Source organism: Kribbella turkmenica (genome assembly GCF_004348725.1).
GTDB lineage: Bacteria > Actinomycetota > Actinomycetes > Propionibacteriales > Kribbellaceae > Kribbella > Kribbella turkmenica.
In genome coordinates this window covers 1-15,690 of sequence record NZ_SMKR01000091.1, presented here as the reverse complement: position 1 = coordinate 15,690, position 15,690 = coordinate 1, and the positions used below count along the sequence as shown (strand labels likewise).

13 protein-coding genes are annotated in these 15,690 nt (G+C 68.6%); 8 read left to right on the top strand and 5 right to left on the bottom strand.

All coding sequences use genetic code 11. The features are described from left to right. Positions 1-5: 5 nt before the first annotated feature. From E1218_RS20840 to E1218_RS20830, 3 genes are read right to left on the bottom strand one after another with little or no spacing between them, the layout of a single operon-like run. On the bottom strand, positions 6-1,331 hold the full coding sequence (locus E1218_RS20840; protein WP_132322656.1) for an ABC transporter substrate-binding protein: 1,326 nt from the start codon (positions 1,329-1,331) through the stop codon (positions 6-8). Positions 1,332-1,350: 19 nt separating this feature from the next. Beyond that, positions 1,351-2,235, bottom strand: a complete 885-nt coding sequence (locus E1218_RS20835; RefSeq protein WP_132322654.1) for a carbohydrate ABC transporter permease — start codon at positions 2,233-2,235, stop codon at positions 1,351-1,353. Then, complete coding sequence (locus tag E1218_RS20830; RefSeq protein WP_132322652.1) at positions 2,225-3,184, bottom strand: carbohydrate ABC transporter permease; 960 nt, start codon at positions 3,182-3,184, stop codon at positions 2,225-2,227. The genes E1218_RS20835 and E1218_RS20830 overlap by 11 nt, the downstream gene beginning before the upstream one ends. Positions 3,185-3,407: 223 nt before the next feature. On the opposite strand from E1218_RS20830, the gene E1218_RS20825 reads away from it, so the two are divergent. Then, entirely contained in the window at positions 3,408-5,168 is a 1,761-nt protein-coding gene (locus E1218_RS20825) for a prenyltransferase/squalene oxidase repeat-containing protein (RefSeq protein WP_132322650.1), read from the top strand. An 85-nt stretch (positions 5,169-5,253) separates the two neighbouring features. Here the strand turns inward: E1218_RS20825 and E1218_RS20820 are convergent, their stop codons facing one another. Next, positions 5,254-7,104: a hypothetical protein gene (locus E1218_RS20820; RefSeq protein WP_132322648.1), complete on the bottom strand. Its 1,851-nt coding sequence runs from the start codon at positions 7,102-7,104 to the stop codon at positions 5,254-5,256. A gap of 178 nt (positions 7,105-7,282) precedes the next feature. Here E1218_RS20820 and E1218_RS20815 point away from each other — a divergent pair, with 178 nt between their 5' ends. The 6 genes from E1218_RS20815 to E1218_RS20790 are packed head-to-tail and all read left to right on the top strand — an operon-like array spanning position 7,283 to position 13,483. After that, positions 7,283-8,314 (top strand): LacI family DNA-binding transcriptional regulator, encoded by a 1,032-nt coding sequence (locus E1218_RS20815; protein ID WP_132322646.1) that lies wholly within the window; start codon positions 7,283-7,285, stop codon positions 8,312-8,314. Beyond that, the gene (locus E1218_RS20810; protein WP_132322644.1) at positions 8,314-9,909 is read left to right on the top strand and encodes an FAD-dependent oxidoreductase; all 1,596 of its coding nucleotides are present in this window, start codon (positions 8,314-8,316) and stop codon (positions 9,907-9,909) included. The genes E1218_RS20815 and E1218_RS20810 overlap by 1 nt, the downstream gene beginning before the upstream one ends. Before the next feature lie 24 nt (positions 9,910-9,933). After that, positions 9,934-11,175 carry an ABC transporter substrate-binding protein gene (locus tag E1218_RS20805; protein WP_132322642.1) on the top strand — a complete coding sequence of 414 codons (1,242 nt, stop codon included), beginning with the start codon at positions 9,934-9,936 and terminating at the stop codon, positions 11,173-11,175. Then, positions 11,172-12,110, top strand: a complete 939-nt coding sequence (locus E1218_RS20800) for a carbohydrate ABC transporter permease (RefSeq protein ID WP_202866116.1) — start codon at positions 11,172-11,174, stop codon at positions 12,108-12,110. The genes E1218_RS20805 and E1218_RS20800 overlap by 4 nt, the downstream gene beginning before the upstream one ends. Next, a complete protein-coding gene (locus E1218_RS20795; protein ID WP_132322640.1) occupies positions 12,100-12,930 on the top strand; it encodes a carbohydrate ABC transporter permease in 831 nt (276 codons plus the stop codon). The genes E1218_RS20800 and E1218_RS20795 overlap by 11 nt, the downstream gene beginning before the upstream one ends. Positions 12,931-12,955: 25 nt before the next feature. Further along, complete coding sequence (locus E1218_RS20790) at positions 12,956-13,483, top strand: dihydrofolate reductase family protein (protein ID WP_132322638.1); 528 nt, start codon at positions 12,956-12,958, stop codon at positions 13,481-13,483. 22 nt (positions 13,484-13,505) lie between these two features. Here the strand turns inward: E1218_RS20790 and E1218_RS20785 are convergent, their stop codons facing one another. Further along, complete coding sequence (locus E1218_RS20785) at positions 13,506-13,748, bottom strand: hypothetical protein (protein WP_132322636.1); 243 nt, start codon at positions 13,746-13,748, stop codon at positions 13,506-13,508. Positions 13,749-14,129: 381 nt separating this feature from the next. Between E1218_RS20785 and E1218_RS20780 the strand changes: the two genes are divergently transcribed. Next, positions 14,130-15,690 (top strand): HNH endonuclease signature motif containing protein (locus E1218_RS20780; protein WP_132322634.1); only part of this gene is annotated, 1,561 nt, incomplete at its 3' end.

Below are 15,690 nucleotides of genomic sequence, written 5' to 3'. Positions count from 1 at the left end.
CAACACTACTTGAGCTCCCCGTTGACCTCGTCGATGAATCCCTGGGCAGCCTTGTCCGGCGTCTGCCGGCCGAACAGTACCTCGGTGGTGTACCGCTGGATGATCTTCTCCACCTGGCCGCCACCCACCGGCGGCGCCGGCGACGGGTCGCCGAGCTCCTTGCCGATGTCCTGGATGAACTTCGCCGACGCCGCGTCGGCCGGCTGCAGCTTCGGCGTGATGGCGGAGCGGATCTCGGTGTTCGGCGGTACGCCGCGCTCGGCCAGCAGAATGTTACCTGCCGTGGTGTTGTTGGCCAGGAAGTTGACGAACTCGGCCGCTTCCTTCTCGTGCTTGGACCGCGACGAGATCGACCAGAACATCGAGCCCTTGTAGTACGAGCCGTTGGCGTCGGCCTTGCCCTCGACGCTCGGCACCCGGAGCAGCTTGAGCTCCTTGCCGGCCGCCTTGCTCATGGCGTTCAGCTGGTTGCTCCACATCCAGCTCATGGCCAGCTTGCCGGTGGCCATCGCGGACTGGTCGAGCGCGGCGTTCATGTCCTGCGAGACGAACTCCGCCGACGGGATCGCCTTGGCGTCGCGCAGTTTCAGCACCTGCTGGTAGAACGCGGTCACCTGGCCGGCCGAGACACCGAGCTTCCCGTCCTGGGTCCACAGCGACTCGCCGTGCTGGCGGGCCCACAGGTTCAGCGCGGCCTCGTTGGTGCCGGGTGCGCCGGTCCCCCAGCCCTTGCCGGCCAGCTTGGTGCTGAGCTCGGCGGCGATCCGGGTGTAGTCGTCCCAGGTCCACGTGGTGTCGTCCGGCATGGCCACACCGGCGGCCTTGAAGATGGCCGGGTTGGCCACGATCGCGAACGAGTTGATGCCCGCGTTGAGACCGTAGAGGCCGCCGTCGAACTCACCGGCCTTGAGGGTGTCCTCCTCGAACTTGCCGGTGTCCAGCCCCTCGGCCTTCTTCAGGTCGAGCAGCGCGCCGCGGTCGGCGTACTCGCGCAGGTACTTCTCGTCCATCTGGATGATGTCCGGCGCGTCGTTCGCGGCGACCGTGGTGGCGAGCTTGTCCCAGTAGCCGGACCACTCGCCGAACTCACCCTTGATCGTCACGTTCGGGTGGTCCTTCTGGTAGGCCTCGATCGCCTGCTGGGTCATCTTGGTGCGGGTGTCGCCACCCCACCAGGTGAACCGGAGGGTGATCTTGCCGTCCGCGGATCCGCCGCTGTTGCCGCCGGAGTCCCCGCCGCAGGCACTGACGGCCAGCAGGGTGGACGCGACGGCGACGGCGGCCAGGGCCCGCAGGCGCGGGCGTGCGGTGGGTGGGATGTGCGGCCTCATGATGTGCACCTTTCGGGGATTACTTGATGCCGGTGGTGGCGATGCCCTTGATCAGGAACCGCTGGCCGAGCAGGAAGGCAAGGAAGATGGGGAGGAGGGAGACGACCGACATGGCGAACATCGATCCCCAGGAGGACTCCGCGGTCGCGTCGACGAACGCCCGCAGGGCCACCGGGACGGTGTACATCTTCGGATCGGTCAGGTAGATCAGCTGGCTGAAGAAGTCGTTCCAGGTCCAGATGAACGTGAAGATCGTGGTGGTCGCCAGCGCCGGCACCATCAGCGGCAGGATCACCCGGAGGAAGATCCCGCCCCGGCCGCAGCCGTCGATCCGGGCGGCCTCGTCCAGTTCGCGCGGGATGCCGCGGATGAACTGCACCATCAGGAAGACGAAGAACGCGTCGGTGGCCAGCAGCTTCGGCACGACCAGCGGGAGGAACGTGTTGATCCAGCCGGCCTGTGAGAACAGGATGTACTGCGGCACGATCACCACGTGGATCGGCAGCATGATGCTCAGCAGCATGATCGCGAACCAGAGCTTCTTCCCGGTGAACTCGAGCCGGGCGAACGCGTACGCCGCCATCGAGCAGGACACCAGGTTGCCCAGCACCGAGCCGAACACCACTGCCGCCGAGTTCAGCAGGTAGCGGGTGAACGGTTCGGTCAGCGCGTTCCAGCCGACCCGGTAGTTCTCGATGTGCAGGTCCCGGACCAGGATGCTCGGTTCGCGGAAGATCTCGTTGCCCGGCCGCAGTGAGCTGACCACCATCCAGATCACCGGGTAGAGCATCACCAGGGCGGCGGCGGCCAGCGCGAGGTGGATCACCAGCGGCCGGATCCGTGTCCAGCCGATGCCGGCCGTGCTCCGGGCGGCGACCGTGCCGCGCATCGTCTCAGTCGTCATAGAACACCCAGTACTTCGAGGCGAAGAAGTTCGCCGCGGTGAAGGCCCCGATGATCACGAGCAGGAACCACGCCATCGCGGACGCGTAGCCCATGTCGAAGTTGCCGAAGCCCCGGTCGTAGAGGTAGAGCGTGAAGAACATGGTCGAGTCCGACGGCCCGCCGGTTCCCCCGGAGACGACGAACGCCTGGGTGAACGACTGGAACGCGTGGATGATCTGCAGCACCAGGTTGAAGAAGATGATCGGCGTGAGCAGCGGCAGCGTGATCCGGAAGAACCGGCCGAGCACGCCGGCGCCGTCCACCGCCGCGGCCTCGTAGTACATCGTCGGGATCTGCCGCAGGCCGGCCAGGAAGATCACCATCGGCGAGCCGAACGTCCACACGTTCAGCACGACCAGCGTGCCCAGCGCCGTGCTCGGGTCGGAGATCCAGCCCTTGCCGTCGATGCCGACCAGGGCGAGCACCTGGTTGAGCAGGCCTTCGGTGCCGAACACCTGCCGCCACAGGATCGCGATCGCGACGCTGGAGCCGAGCAGCGACGGCAGGTAGAAGACCGAGCGGTAGAACGCCATCCCGCGGACGCCGCGATCGAGGACGACGGCCAGCAGCAGCGCGACCGCGAGCTGCAGCGGTACGGAGACGAACACGTAGGTGAACGTGACCCGCAGCGAGTTGTGCAGCCGCTCGTCGGACAGCATCCGGGTGAAGTTCTCCAACCCGATCCACTGGGGCGCCTGGATCAGGTTGTAGTCGGTGAACGACAGGTACAGCGAGGCCAGCATCGGCCCGATGGTGATCAGGAACAGCCCGAGCAGCCACGGCGCGAGAAACAGGTAGGCGGCCAGGTTGTCCTTCTTGTAGACCTTCCCCGCCCCGCCGCCTCGGTCAGGCAGCTGCCCTGCGGGTTTCTTGCCCCGGAGCGAACCGAGCTCACCCAGCGCACTCATAGTTTCTTACCTCCGGAAACCTCGAGGGCTAGCGGAAAGCGCTTGCCTTGGCCGGTCAAGTTAGCCCAAGAAACCGGTTCACACAAGACTCTGCGTCGGCTCCCACTGACCAGATGCGGTCAGCTGCGAAGTATTGACAGGACAAAGTCGCGGGGAGACAGTACTGGACATTTGGCAACCGCTTACCGACGCCCTGGTACGCCGGTATCCCCGAGGAGACCCCATGCAGCGCCGTACCTTTCTTGCCGGCTCGCTGACCACGCTGACGGTCGGCGCCCTCTTCCCGGCCACCGCGGCCGGCGCGACCGATGCTGGAGAAGCAGCCGTGGACGAAGACTTCCTGACCGTGCTGACCAACGCCAACCAGGTGCAGATCCCGCTGGCGCTGGCCAATCTCCAGAATCCGTCCGACAGTGTCCGGGCGGTCGCGCGCAAGGCCCGGCGGCTGGTGTCCGGGTACGTCTGGGGCAAGTCGTCGTACCACCATGACGCGTCGCTGCTGGCTCCGCTGCACTGGCTGGCCGAGCAGCTCGCCGCCCGCCAGCACGAGGACGGCCTGTACGACGTCGGCAACCTGCACTCGCCGCCGGACAGCTCGTTCGCGATCCAGGACGTGGCCATGGTCTACGGACTGCTCGACGCCGACGACCAGCCGGCGACCCGGCCGCACCGCGCGATCCTCGAGCAGGTACTGCGGAAGGCCGGGCCTGCGATCGCGGCCGGCGGGGTGCACACGCCCAACCACCGCTGGGAGGTCGCGGCCGCGCTGGCGCGGACGCACCACCTGTTCCCGGACCGCCGGTACGCCGCCCGGATCGACGACTGGCTGGACGAGGGCATCGACGCGACCCCGGACGGCATCTACTCCGAACGCAGTTCGACGTACGCGTCCGAGGTGACGAACCACTGCCTGATCGGGATCGCCTGGGTGCGGAACAAGCCGGAGCTGCTCGAGTACGTGCGGCGGAACCTGGAGGCGACGCTGTACTTCCTCGAGCCCAACGGCGAGGTCGACACGATCGCGTCCCGGCGGCAGGACCAGACCCGGATCCGCGAGGTCTGGTGGTACCTCACCCAGTTCCGCGAGCTCGCCCTGCACACCGGCGACGGGCGGTTCTCGACTGTTGCCAAGAGCATCGAGCAGCGCGGGAGCGGCGAGCTCGGGGACTTCCTGGCGGAGGTGCTGGAGCGGCCGGAGCTCGCCGCCGTGCTGCCGGCCCCGGAGCCGGTACCGACGGACTTCGCCCAGCACTTCCCGTCCCAGGCCTCGGCGCGGATCCGGCGGGACACCAGGACCGCGTCGGTGTTCGGCGGGACGGACTTCCACGACATCCCGGTGATCGCGTCCGGTCTGTCCACCAACCCGACGTTCTTCAAGCTGCGCAGCGGTTCCGCGATCCTGGACTCGGTCCGGTTGTCGCCGCAGTTCTTCAGCACCGGCCACTTCCGCAGCGACGGGATGCGCCGGGTCGGGCCGCGCACGTACAAGCTGGCGCAGGAGGTGAAGGTGCCGTACCACCTGCCGCTGCCGAAGCGGTACCGGCGTGCGGACGGTCTGTACGCGCTGACGCTCGACGGCCGGTTCTACGCGTCGATGGACTTCCCACACCGGCCGAAGCAGTACCGCACGCTGCGGACCGAGGTCACGATCGTCGAGGTCGGCAACGGCTGGGACCTGACCTTCGAGTTCGACGGGGACGAGACGGGCTACGCCATCGAACTCTGCTTCCGCAACGGTGGGACGCTGGCCGGGGTCCAGGCACTGGGTACTCCGGGCAACCACCAACTGGTGTCCGGCACCGGCTCGTACACCGTCGGCCCGGACCGGATCGAGTTCGGCCCCGGCAACGGTGCCACCCGCGTCTCGATGGACCCGGGCGAGCGGTACACCTACCTCGGCGGCAGCCTGACGCCGGACGGCCAGCGCGTGTACCTGACCGGCCGCACGCCCGGCCGCCAGACCGTGCGGCTGCGGACGTCCTGACGACTCTCGCCCGCGCGTGCTCCGTTTCGACGTACCGAAGGGCTTCGGCGAGGTCGGCGAGCGGATAGGTGCGCCATTCTTGGACTCAGCCGACCGTCCGGACCGTCGTCTCGAGGGCGCCGTCGTGTGGGATGCGCAGGACATGCACGCGGCGGCGCCGGTCGCGCAGGTACGTCCGGGTCGAGGTGCTGAGGGTAGCGGTGCGGACGCCTGACCAGGTGATCGTGATGACCGTCCGGCCCCGCCTGATCGTCAGAGCGTTCGCGGTCGCCGTCCGGGTCTGGTCGTAGGGAACGACGGTGCTGTCGGAGAACCAGACCTCGTCACCGGGCTGAAGGACCAGCGGGATCTGCTCGGTCGCGGCGGTGGTCGCGGTGACCCGCCGGGTGACCGAGTCGCGGCCGATGATCAGGTCGGTCGCCGCCGAACCGTCGGGCGTGCGGTAGCGGACGAGATCCTTCGACGGGTACTCGGCGACCAGGTTGCTCTCGGCATCGGCCTTGCCGTTGCGGACCGTCGCCCAGCAGCCGGTCGACGTCTGCTGCGCGTGGATCACCGTGCCGGCCACCGGGTGCCAGAAGAAGCCGGTCCCGGCCTTGACCGGCCCGCCCGGCCGGGTGCCGAAGAACGCGCCGAAGTAGAAGCCCGGGCGCCGTACGTACAGGTAGTCCTGGTTCTCCACCTCGTCCCGGCGCAACTCGGTGAAGTCGGTCCGGTGCAGGTACGGGATGCGCTCGATCGCGGTCCGCTTCGCGGCGCGGGCCGGCAGCGTCTCGCCGTACGGCGCGTGCGCGATGATGCGCGGCGACGTGTCCTGCTTGGCCAGCGGCGGCACCGGAGCCGGATCCTCGGACCAGGCGTGCCGGAGTGCGGCCTTGTCCTCGTGGGAGGTGAAGAACGCACCGAGGCCGGGTACGGCGGGGACGAAGTGCGAGCCGAGGATGGTCCGGTCCGGGTCGGGGATCGCGTCGTCGTAGTACGCGGTGGCGGTGCGGTCGGACACGGCGTAGTACGTCAGCCAGCCGGATCCGTCCGGTTCACGCAGCAGGTTGTAGCCGAACCAGTCGGAGAACTTGCGCGTCATCGACACCAGCAGCGGGTTCCGGGTGAGCAGGTACAGCTCGGCCATCTCCGGCAGCATCACCTCGAAGTTGTAGTTGATGTCCATCCCGCGGGGGTCGTAGAAGAACCCGGCCGGACTCTGCGACCACTTGGCGACGAACCGGATCCGTTCCTGCAGGCGATTCCACCGGGCGCGGTCGGGCAGCAGCCGGAGCGTGAGCGCCGAGCCGGCGACACCGGCGACGGCCTGATTGGTGTACGCGAACGGGTCGTCCCAGACCACGCTGTTCGCCGGGTCCAGGTACCAGTCAGCTCCCTTGCGCAGGGCAACTTCCAACTGGGTGCGGCGGCCCGGCAACGCACTCGCCTGACGGAGATTCGCCAGCGTCTTCGCGAGATAGCCGAGACCGAAGCCGCTGGACGCCTTGCCGCGCTCGCCGGGCGCGTACTCCGGCCACGAACCGTCCGGGTTCTGCAGCTTCAGGTAGTGGTCGAGCGCTGCGTCCAGCCGCCCGAGCAGCGCGGGATCGCGATGGTACGGGTTCCACGTCCGCCGGTTCGCGTAGAACCAGCTCAACGTGAACACGTGCTCCTGCACCCGGGCGTTGAACGGCTGCGCCGGCGACCGCCACCACCCGCCGCCCATGAACCCGTACGGCTCGGTGTCGACGATGTCGTTGCTCATCGGCGCGAGGATCGTCAGGTAGCCGGCGAACCGCTGCTCGCCCGGTGCGAACAGCAGTCGGTCCGGCGCTCCGGCGGGGAGCGGTGCGAGCAGGGGCAACCCGGCGGCGTGCGCCGGTGCGGACAGCAACGCGGGCGCGACTCCGCCGGCAGCGGCGCCGAGCAGGACGGAACGGCGAGTGACAGGCATGACCGGACTCCCGGGGTCGAACGGCGGGTGGAGTGCAGCGAGTGTTCTCCGGGCGATCCGGGCCCGTCAAGACGTCGTGACTGCTAATCCGCATTACCATGAGAGACAACCCCTTGACGATGATTCGTGAAGTGTTCTACGGTTCCCGGCAATGCGTATTACTGCGGAGGATTAATCCATGCCGGACAAGGCGACCACCCGCCTCACCCAGCGCGACATCGCCCGCCTGGCGAAGGTGAGCCAGACGACGGTGTCGCTGGTGCTCAACAACCGCAGCGACGCGTCGGCGCGGATCCCGGCCGGGACCCGGGACCGGGTGCTGAAGGTGATCCGGGAGACCGGCTACCAGGCCGATCCGCTGGCCCGCCGGATGGTCAAGCAACGCAACCAGATCCTCGGCGTGTTCACCTACGAGTCGGTGTTCCCGAGCTCGACCGGCGACTTCTACCACCCGTTCCTGGCCGGTATCGAGGACTGCGCCGAGCGCCTCGGCTGGGACCTGCTGCTGTTCACCAGCGCGCCGGTGACGTCGGGCCGGCGGCGGATCTTCCACGAGAACAACCGGCTGCGGATCGCCGACGGTTGCCTGCTCCTCGGTCGCCACATCCCCGGTGACGAGCTGGGCCGGCTGATCACCGAGGAGTACCCGTTCGTCTCGGTCGGCCGCCGGGACGACGCCGGCGGCCCCGTCCCGTCCGTCGGCGCCGACTACGCCGCGGCCACCTCGACCGTGGTCGAGCGGGCGTTCGCGCTCGGGCACCGGCGGATCGCCTTCGTCGGGCCCGGCACCGGCGCCGAGTCGTCCGCGGACCGCCTGCTCGGCTTCCGTCGTACGGCGGGCGACCGGGTACCGCACGTACCGACGGCCGACCGGCCGGCGGCCGAGGTGCTCGACACCCTGCTGGACCGGCGGATCACCGCGGCGTTCGTCGAGGAGCGGGCGGACGCGGTCGCGCTGTCCGAGGCGGCCGCCGCGCGCGGAGTCGACATCCCAGGCGACCTGTCCGTGGTCGCGCTGGGCGACGCGACCCGGCCGGCCGCAACCGGGATCGACTTCAGCGGCTTCCACGTACCGCGCCAGGAGATGGGCCGCCAGGCCACCGAGCTGCTCGAGGCCATCTTGAGCGGCCGGGCTGCGGCCGGCACGCAACGGCTGCTGCCGTGCGAGCTGGCCAAGGGCACCACGTTGATCGCACCGAAGGGCAAGTAATGCAGACAGATGTTCTCGTTGTCGGCGGCGGACTGGGCGGAGTGGCTGCGGCCCTGTCGGCCCTGCGGGCCGGTCGCTCGGTCGTGCTGACCGAGGAGTTCGACTGGCTCGGCGGACAGCTGACCAGCCAGGCCGTGCCACCGGACGAGCACACCTGGGTCGAGCAGTTCGGGATCACCGCGTCGTACCGCGCACTCCGCGAAGGGATCCGCGACTACTACCGGCGCCACTACCCGCTGACCTCCGCGTCGCGGGCGGCGGTGCAGCTCAACCCGGGCGCCGGGTACGTGTCCAAGCTCTGCCACGAGCCGCGGGTCGCCCTGGCGGTGCTGGAAGAGCTGCTCGCGCCGTTCCGGTCGAGCGGCCGGTTGCGGATGCTGCAGCCCTTCCGGCCGGTCGCCGCGGAGACCGACGGTGATCGCGTCAGCGCGGTGACGGTGCAGCACCGCGACAGCGGCGAGCAGCTCACGATCACGGCGCCGTACATCCTCGACGCGACCGAGACCGGTGAGTTGCTGCCGCTGACGGGGACGGAGTACGTGACCGGCTTCGAGGCCCAGAGCGAGACCGGCGAGCCGAGTGCGCCGGCCGAGGCGCAGCCGCTGAACATGCAGGCGGTGTCCTACTGCTTCGCGATCGACCACGTCGACGGCAACCACGTCGGGGACAAGCCGGCCAACTACGCGTTCTGGCGCAACTACCAGCCGTCGTTCTGGGGTGATCGGCTGCTGTCCTGGACCGCTCCCGATCCGCGCACCCTGGAGAGCTCGCTCCGCACGTTCACGCCGAACCCGGACGACGACCCGCTCGCGGTGGTCGCGGACCAGCGCCGTACCGGCGGCGACACGAACCTGTGGACGTTCCGCCGGATCGCGGCCCGGCGGCACTTCGAGCCGGGCGCCTACGACAGCGACATCTGCCTGGTGAACTGGCCGATGATCGACTACTTCGAGGGCCCGGTGATCGACGTACCGGACGCGGACAGGCATCTGGCCGCGGCGAAGGAGCTGTCCCAGGCGGTGCTCTACTGGCTGCAGACCGAGGCACCGCGTCCCGACGGCGGCGCCGGGTTCCCCGGTCTGCGGCTGCGCGGCGACGTGCTCGGCTCAACGGACGGTCTGGCGCAGGCGCCGTACATCCGCGAGTCGCGGCGGATCAAGGCGGAGTACACGGTCGTCGAGCAGGACCTGGCGGTCGCCGTCCGCGGCTCGCGCGGCGCGGTCGAGTACGACGACAGCGTCGGCATCGGGATGTACCGGATCGACCTGCACCCGTCGACCGGAGGGGACAACTACATCGACGTGGCCAGCAGCCCGTTCCGGATCCCGCTCGGGGCGCTGATCCCGCGCCGGGTGGAGAACCTCCTGCCGGCGAACAAGAACCTCGGCACCACGCACATCACCAACGGCTGCTACCGGCTGCACCCGGTCGAGTGGAACATCGGCGAGGCCGCGGGCCTGCTCGCGGCGTTCTGCCTCGACCGCGGCACCTGCCCGCGCGCGGTCCGCAACACCCCGGCCCTGCTCGGCGAGTTCCAGTCCCGACTGGTTGCCCAGGGCATCGAGCTCGGCTGGCCGGCGGTCGAAGGCTACTGAGCACCGGCGACTGATGGAGGACTGATGAAGCTACGCGCGCTGACCGCGGCGGCGACGACCGCGGCCTTGCTGGCCGGCTGTGGCGGGGGAGCCGACACCGGCAGCGAGGGCCCGGTGGACCTGCGGATGACGGTCTGGAGTGCGAACGCCAAGCACCTGGCCCTGTTCGACCAGATCGCGGCCGCCTACACCAAGGACCACCCGGACGTCGGCAAGATCACCTTCGAGGCGATCCCGTTCGAGAACTACACCACCACGCTGACCACCCAGATCGGCGGCGGCAACGTCCCGAACCTGGCCTGGATCCTGGAGAGCACGGCGCCGGACTTCGTCACCTCGGGCGCGCTCGCGCCGATCGACAAGGACCCGGACCTCCTGCCGAGCACGACGGCCAACTGGGAGAAGGACGGCCAGTTGTACGCCTACCCGTTCTCGACCTCCCCGCTCGGCGTCTTCGTCAACACGGATCTGGTCGAGGCGGCCGGCCGGCCGTCGCCCGCGCAGCAGGTCGCGGCCGGGACCTGGACCTGGGAGGAGGCCGCCGCCACCGGTGCCGCCGTACAGAAGAGCGGCAAGGGCGGCATCGTCGTCGGCGACTTCGACTACAAGGGCTGGGACACGCTGAACTCGATCTGGGCCGGCTGGGGTGCGCGGCCGTGGAGCGAGGACGGCAAGACCTGCGGGTTCGACCAGCCCGAGATGGTCGACGCGATGTCCTTCGTGCACGACCTGGCTTTCACCACCAAGGCGATGCCCGGGCCCGGCGTCACCAAGGACTTCTACGCCGGTGACGCCGCGATGGTGCTCACCCAGATCAGCCGGGCCGCCCTGCTGGAGAAGGCCAGGTTCACCTGGGACCTGGTGCCGCTGCCGAAGGGACCGGCCGGTGAGTACTCCGTCGTCGGCCAGGCCGGGATCGGCGTGCTGAAGCGCGGCAAGAACGCCGAGGCCGCCAAGGACTTCCTCGCCTACTTCACCAACGCGGAGAACTCGGCCGAGCTCGCCCAGTTCTTCCCGCCGCCGCGCAAGTCCCAGCTCACCGCCGAGACGCTGGCCAAGGCGAACCCGCTGCTCAAGCCGGCGCAACTCCAGAGCGTGGTGATCGACGGCATCGAACGCGGCGACATCAAGCCCAGCCACACCGGGTACGCCGAACTGCAGCAGACCGTCCGTGCCGCCCTGGATCCGCTGTGGAGGCCAGACGCCGACGTCAGCGGCGTGATGTCCGGGGTCTGCGCGAAGATCAACCCGCTGCTGGCGAAATGACCCTGTTGCTGGAGAAGCCGGCCTCCACGGTCGCACCGCCGGAGAAGGCGCCGTACTGGACGATGCGGAGGCGCGACCAGTTGGCCGGGTGGCTGATGGTCGCACCGCAGCTCGCCGGGATCGTCGCCTTCGTCATCGTTCCGCTCGGGATGGTGGGCTGGTACAGCCTGCACGAGTGGAACGTGCTGGCCGGGACGTTCGACTTCGTCGGCGCCGACAACTACGCGGCGCTGGCGGACGACCGCGAGCTCGGTTCGGTGCTGAAGGCAACGGGCCTGTTCTCGGTCGGGCTGGTGGTGCTGAACCTGAGCCTGGCGCTGTTCCTCGCCGTCCTGCTGAACCAGAAGCTGCGTGGCACGGTCGTCTTCCGGACGTTGTTCTTCTCACCGGTCGTGGTGACGCTGGTCGCGTGGACGATCGTGTGGGGGTTCCTGCTGCAGGACAACGGTGGGGTCAACGCGTTCCTTGATGTGGCGGGGATCGACGGGCCGAACTGGCTGCGCTCGGGCGGGTCCGCGATGGCCTCGGTGATCGTGGTCCAGCTGTTCAAGAACGTCGGGCTGAACATGGTGCTGTTCCTGGCCGCGCTGCAGGGTGTCCCGGCCGAGCTGTACGAGGCCGCCAGGATCGACGGCGCGTCCGCGTGGGCCCGGTTCCGGCGGGTGACCGTGCCGCTGATCAGTCCGACGATCCTGCTGACGATGATCCTGACGATCGTCGGCTCACTGCAGGTGTTCGCGCAGATCGCCGTACTCACCCAGGGCGGACCCGGAACGTCGACGACGGTGCTCGTGTACTACCTGTACCAGCAGGCGTTCCAGTTCCACCACCTCGGGTACGGCGCGACGCTGTCGGTGCTGCTGTTCGGGATCGTGCTCGTGCCGACCGTGATCCAGTGGCGGATGCGGCGGAAGTGGGTGTTCCATGAGTCCTAGGCTGAAGGTGCTCGTGTACGGCGTACTGCTGGTGTGCTGTGTGCCGTTCGTGTTCCCGATCTGGTGGATGGCGACGACCTCGCTCAAACCGGTGACCGAGATCTTCGCGTTCCCGCCGTCGCTCCTGCCGGGGTCACCGACGCTGGACGCGTACCGGCAGGTGTTCGACCTGCAGCCGTTCGGGCGACAGTACCTGAACAGCCTCTACATCGCGCTGCTGGTGACGATCCTGACCCTGGCCGTCTCCGCGCTCGCCGGATACGCGTTCGCGCGGATCCGGTTCCGCGGCGCGGGCGTGGTGTTCGTGATCGTGCTGACCGGGTTGCTCGTCCCGAACGAGGTGACGATCATCCCGCTGTACCGGATGTTCGACGCGCTCGGCCTGGTCGACACCCACTGGCCGCTCATCCTGGTCCCGGCCCTCGGCGCGCCGAGTGTGCTGGCGACATTCATCATGCGGCAGTTCTTCGTCACGCTGCCGGCCGAGCTCGAGGAGGCCGGCCGGGTCGACGGTCTCGGCCGGTTCGGCCTGTTCTGGCGGGTCTGCCTCCCGCTCGCCCGGCCGGCCATCGGCGCGGTGTCGATCTTCACCTTCCTGCACAGCTGGAACCTCTACCTGGAGCCGATCGTTTTCCTGTCCAGCAAGGACAAGTTCACCATCCCGCAGGCGCTCACCCAGTACGTCGACGCCTACGGCGGCCCGATGTGGAACACCCAGCTCGCCGCGGCCACCCTGTCCGCCCTCCCGGTCCTGGTCGTCTTCGTCCTCGCCCAGCGCCAGTTCGTCGAAGGCCTGGCCCAGACCGGTCTGAAGGGCTGATTCGGGTCCGTGGAAAACTGGTGAGGTGAGCTTCCACGCGGCTGTCTTCATCGCCACCAGTCTCGACGGCTACATCGCCCGGCCGGACGGGTCCATCGACTGGCTCACCGAACGCGGTGAGCAGGCCGGCGACACCGGGTACGACGAGTTCATGGCCTCCGTGGACACCGTCGTACTGGGGCGGAACACGTACGAGAAAGCCCTCACCTTCGGCTTCTGGCCGTACGAGGGCAAGCACGTCGAGGTCCTCAGTACGACGCTCGCCGCGGACGCCGACGAGCGCATCCTCGTCCACCGCACCCTCGACGCCCTGGTCGAGACCCTGAACGACCGCGGCGCCAAACGCGTCTACACCGACGGCGGCCGGGTCATCCAGACCTTCCTCCGAGCCGGCCTGCTGAACGAGCTCACCATCACCACCGCCCCCGTCCTCCTCGGCGCCGGCATCCCGCTGTTCGGCGAACTCGAAGCCGACATCACCCTCACCCACAACGCCACCCGAACCCTGAGCGCCGGCTTCATCCAGTCCGACTACACGATCCACCGGGAGTAGTCCCAGCGGCACCCCGGCACGTTCACCAACGGCTCGAGGTCCTCCCCGCCACTCCGGTCCGCGCCGCCCGCCAGCGGAGACTCAGCCTCCTTCGCGGACTCGGCGTATCGAACCCGCTTGGTCTCTCGGCCGGCATGCCGTCGCGGTCCTCATCCTCGCGCAGCCGTCGATCCACCACGTCGGTCAGGTCCGCCGCGCCGCCCAGCGCACGCCAAGCCGACATCAACGCGTTGACCGTCAGCTCCGCCGCCGCCCGCTCGGTCACCTGCGGGCGTCATCCCTCTGCCGGTGTACTCACTGCCGCCCCTCACCGCCAGGCCGCTCCCCGACAACGAAAGCATCATCAGCAGTCAGCGGCTCCCGCAGGCTCGCACCGCCACCGGCTCTCCCTCCGCGCAGTCCGAAGATCCACATCCGGCACCAGCTTGTCCGGGAACGTCGGCACGTCCACACAGGCTCAACCATCCGAGGGACGCTGCTTGCAGGCATTGATCCACAAGCTACTTGCCTATGGCAACATCTTGACTGGTGTGGATGGATTGTCCACAGGATGGCAGCCTGTGGACAACTTTCTTCGGTTGGATCGCCCTGAAAACAAGGGCTTCGGGCTCGAAGACTGTCGGTGGGCAGGTCTACAGTTGCAGGTATGGAGATCCTCGGCGAACGACCCGTCTGGTCGATGAGCGACAGCGAGAAGCTGTCGACTCTCGACGCGGTCGTCGCCGAAGAGGCCAGGTTGGCGACGTTCAGGCTGCAATTGATCGCCGGCCTCGACCAGTCCGGCTACGCCAAGGAGCTGGGCGCCGGCGACACCGCCCGCCTGTTGTCCCAGCGCTACCGCATCGACGCCACGGAAGCCCGCCGCGACGTCCGCGTCGCCACCGGTCTCGGTAGGCACCCGGCCACCAGTGCCGCCCTGCCCGATCCCCGACTTCCCTTCCCGAACCCGACGACCGCGGAACCCACCGCTCCTGACGACGCAGACGCCGACGCAGACGACGACTCCGGCGGTCCGGCGACCCTCGGCGACCTGGATGCCGCCGCCTCCGAGTCGAGTGATGCGTGGCGCGTGCATCCCGCCCACGCCGAGGCGATCCTGTCGGTCCTGGGCAAGGTTCCCACCACAGTCCCGGCCGAGAACGTCGAGTTCGCCGAACGGCGACTGATCGAACTGGCCGCGACCCACACCCCGTCCGAGCTACGCCGAGTGGGCCGGAAGATCCGCGACATCCTCGATCCCGACGGACCGGAGCCGGAGGAGCAGAAGGCGTACGCCCGCGAATCCCTCACCCTGAAGACTGCCGACCGTGGCCTCACCGTCCGCGGCTACCTGGCCAACGAGAACGCAGAGCTCCTTCGCACCCTGATCCACGCCCACGCCAAACCGCACAAGACAGTCGACGGTGAGCTCGACCCGCGTCCTCGTGACAAGCGTCAGGCCGACGCCCTCGTCACCGTGCTGAACGCTGCTGCCAACACCCACCACCTACCCGCCGCCAGCAGTCCGCGCCGCAGTGGCACGCAGTCCGACCGGACCGCCGCCCCCGCATCGTCGAGATGTACTCAGGAGCAGACGCCGTTGCACGCGGGGGCCGGCCAAGCGGCCGGCGGCCCCGCCGCTGCGCTGCTCGACAACATCGGTCCTCGCCGAGCAATCCCTTCAGACGCAGCCATCCACAATGGGAGCGACGGTCACGAGGTGGTTGGCGGGTTGGCGTCCGGCCACGGGCCGAAGGCGCACCTCAGCGTGACCATCGATTTCGACACCCTCAAGGCCGCGACCGCGACCGGGACCGGCGCTCTGGTGTTCGGGGAGAACCTGTCCGCCGCGGTCGTCCGCCGGTTGGCCTGTGATGCCGAGATCCTCCCGATCGTCCTCGGCTCCAGATCACAACCACTGGACGTCGGCACCAGCCAACGCCTCGTCACCCGACCGATGCGACGGGTCTTGAACGCCCGCGACAAAGGCTGCGTGGTGTGCGGCGCCCCACCGATCCAGTGCGATGCCCACCATGTCGTCTCGTGGCTCGACGGCGGCGTGACCGCCGTGAACAACCTGGTCCTGCTCTGCAAGCGACACCACATCGACCTGCACTCCGGCCACTGGCAGATCCGCATCATCAATGGCGTCGTCCAGGTCACCCGACCGACCTGGACGACGCCATTGATGATGCGGATCTGCCAGTGGCCGGAGTGCAGGTCGATGT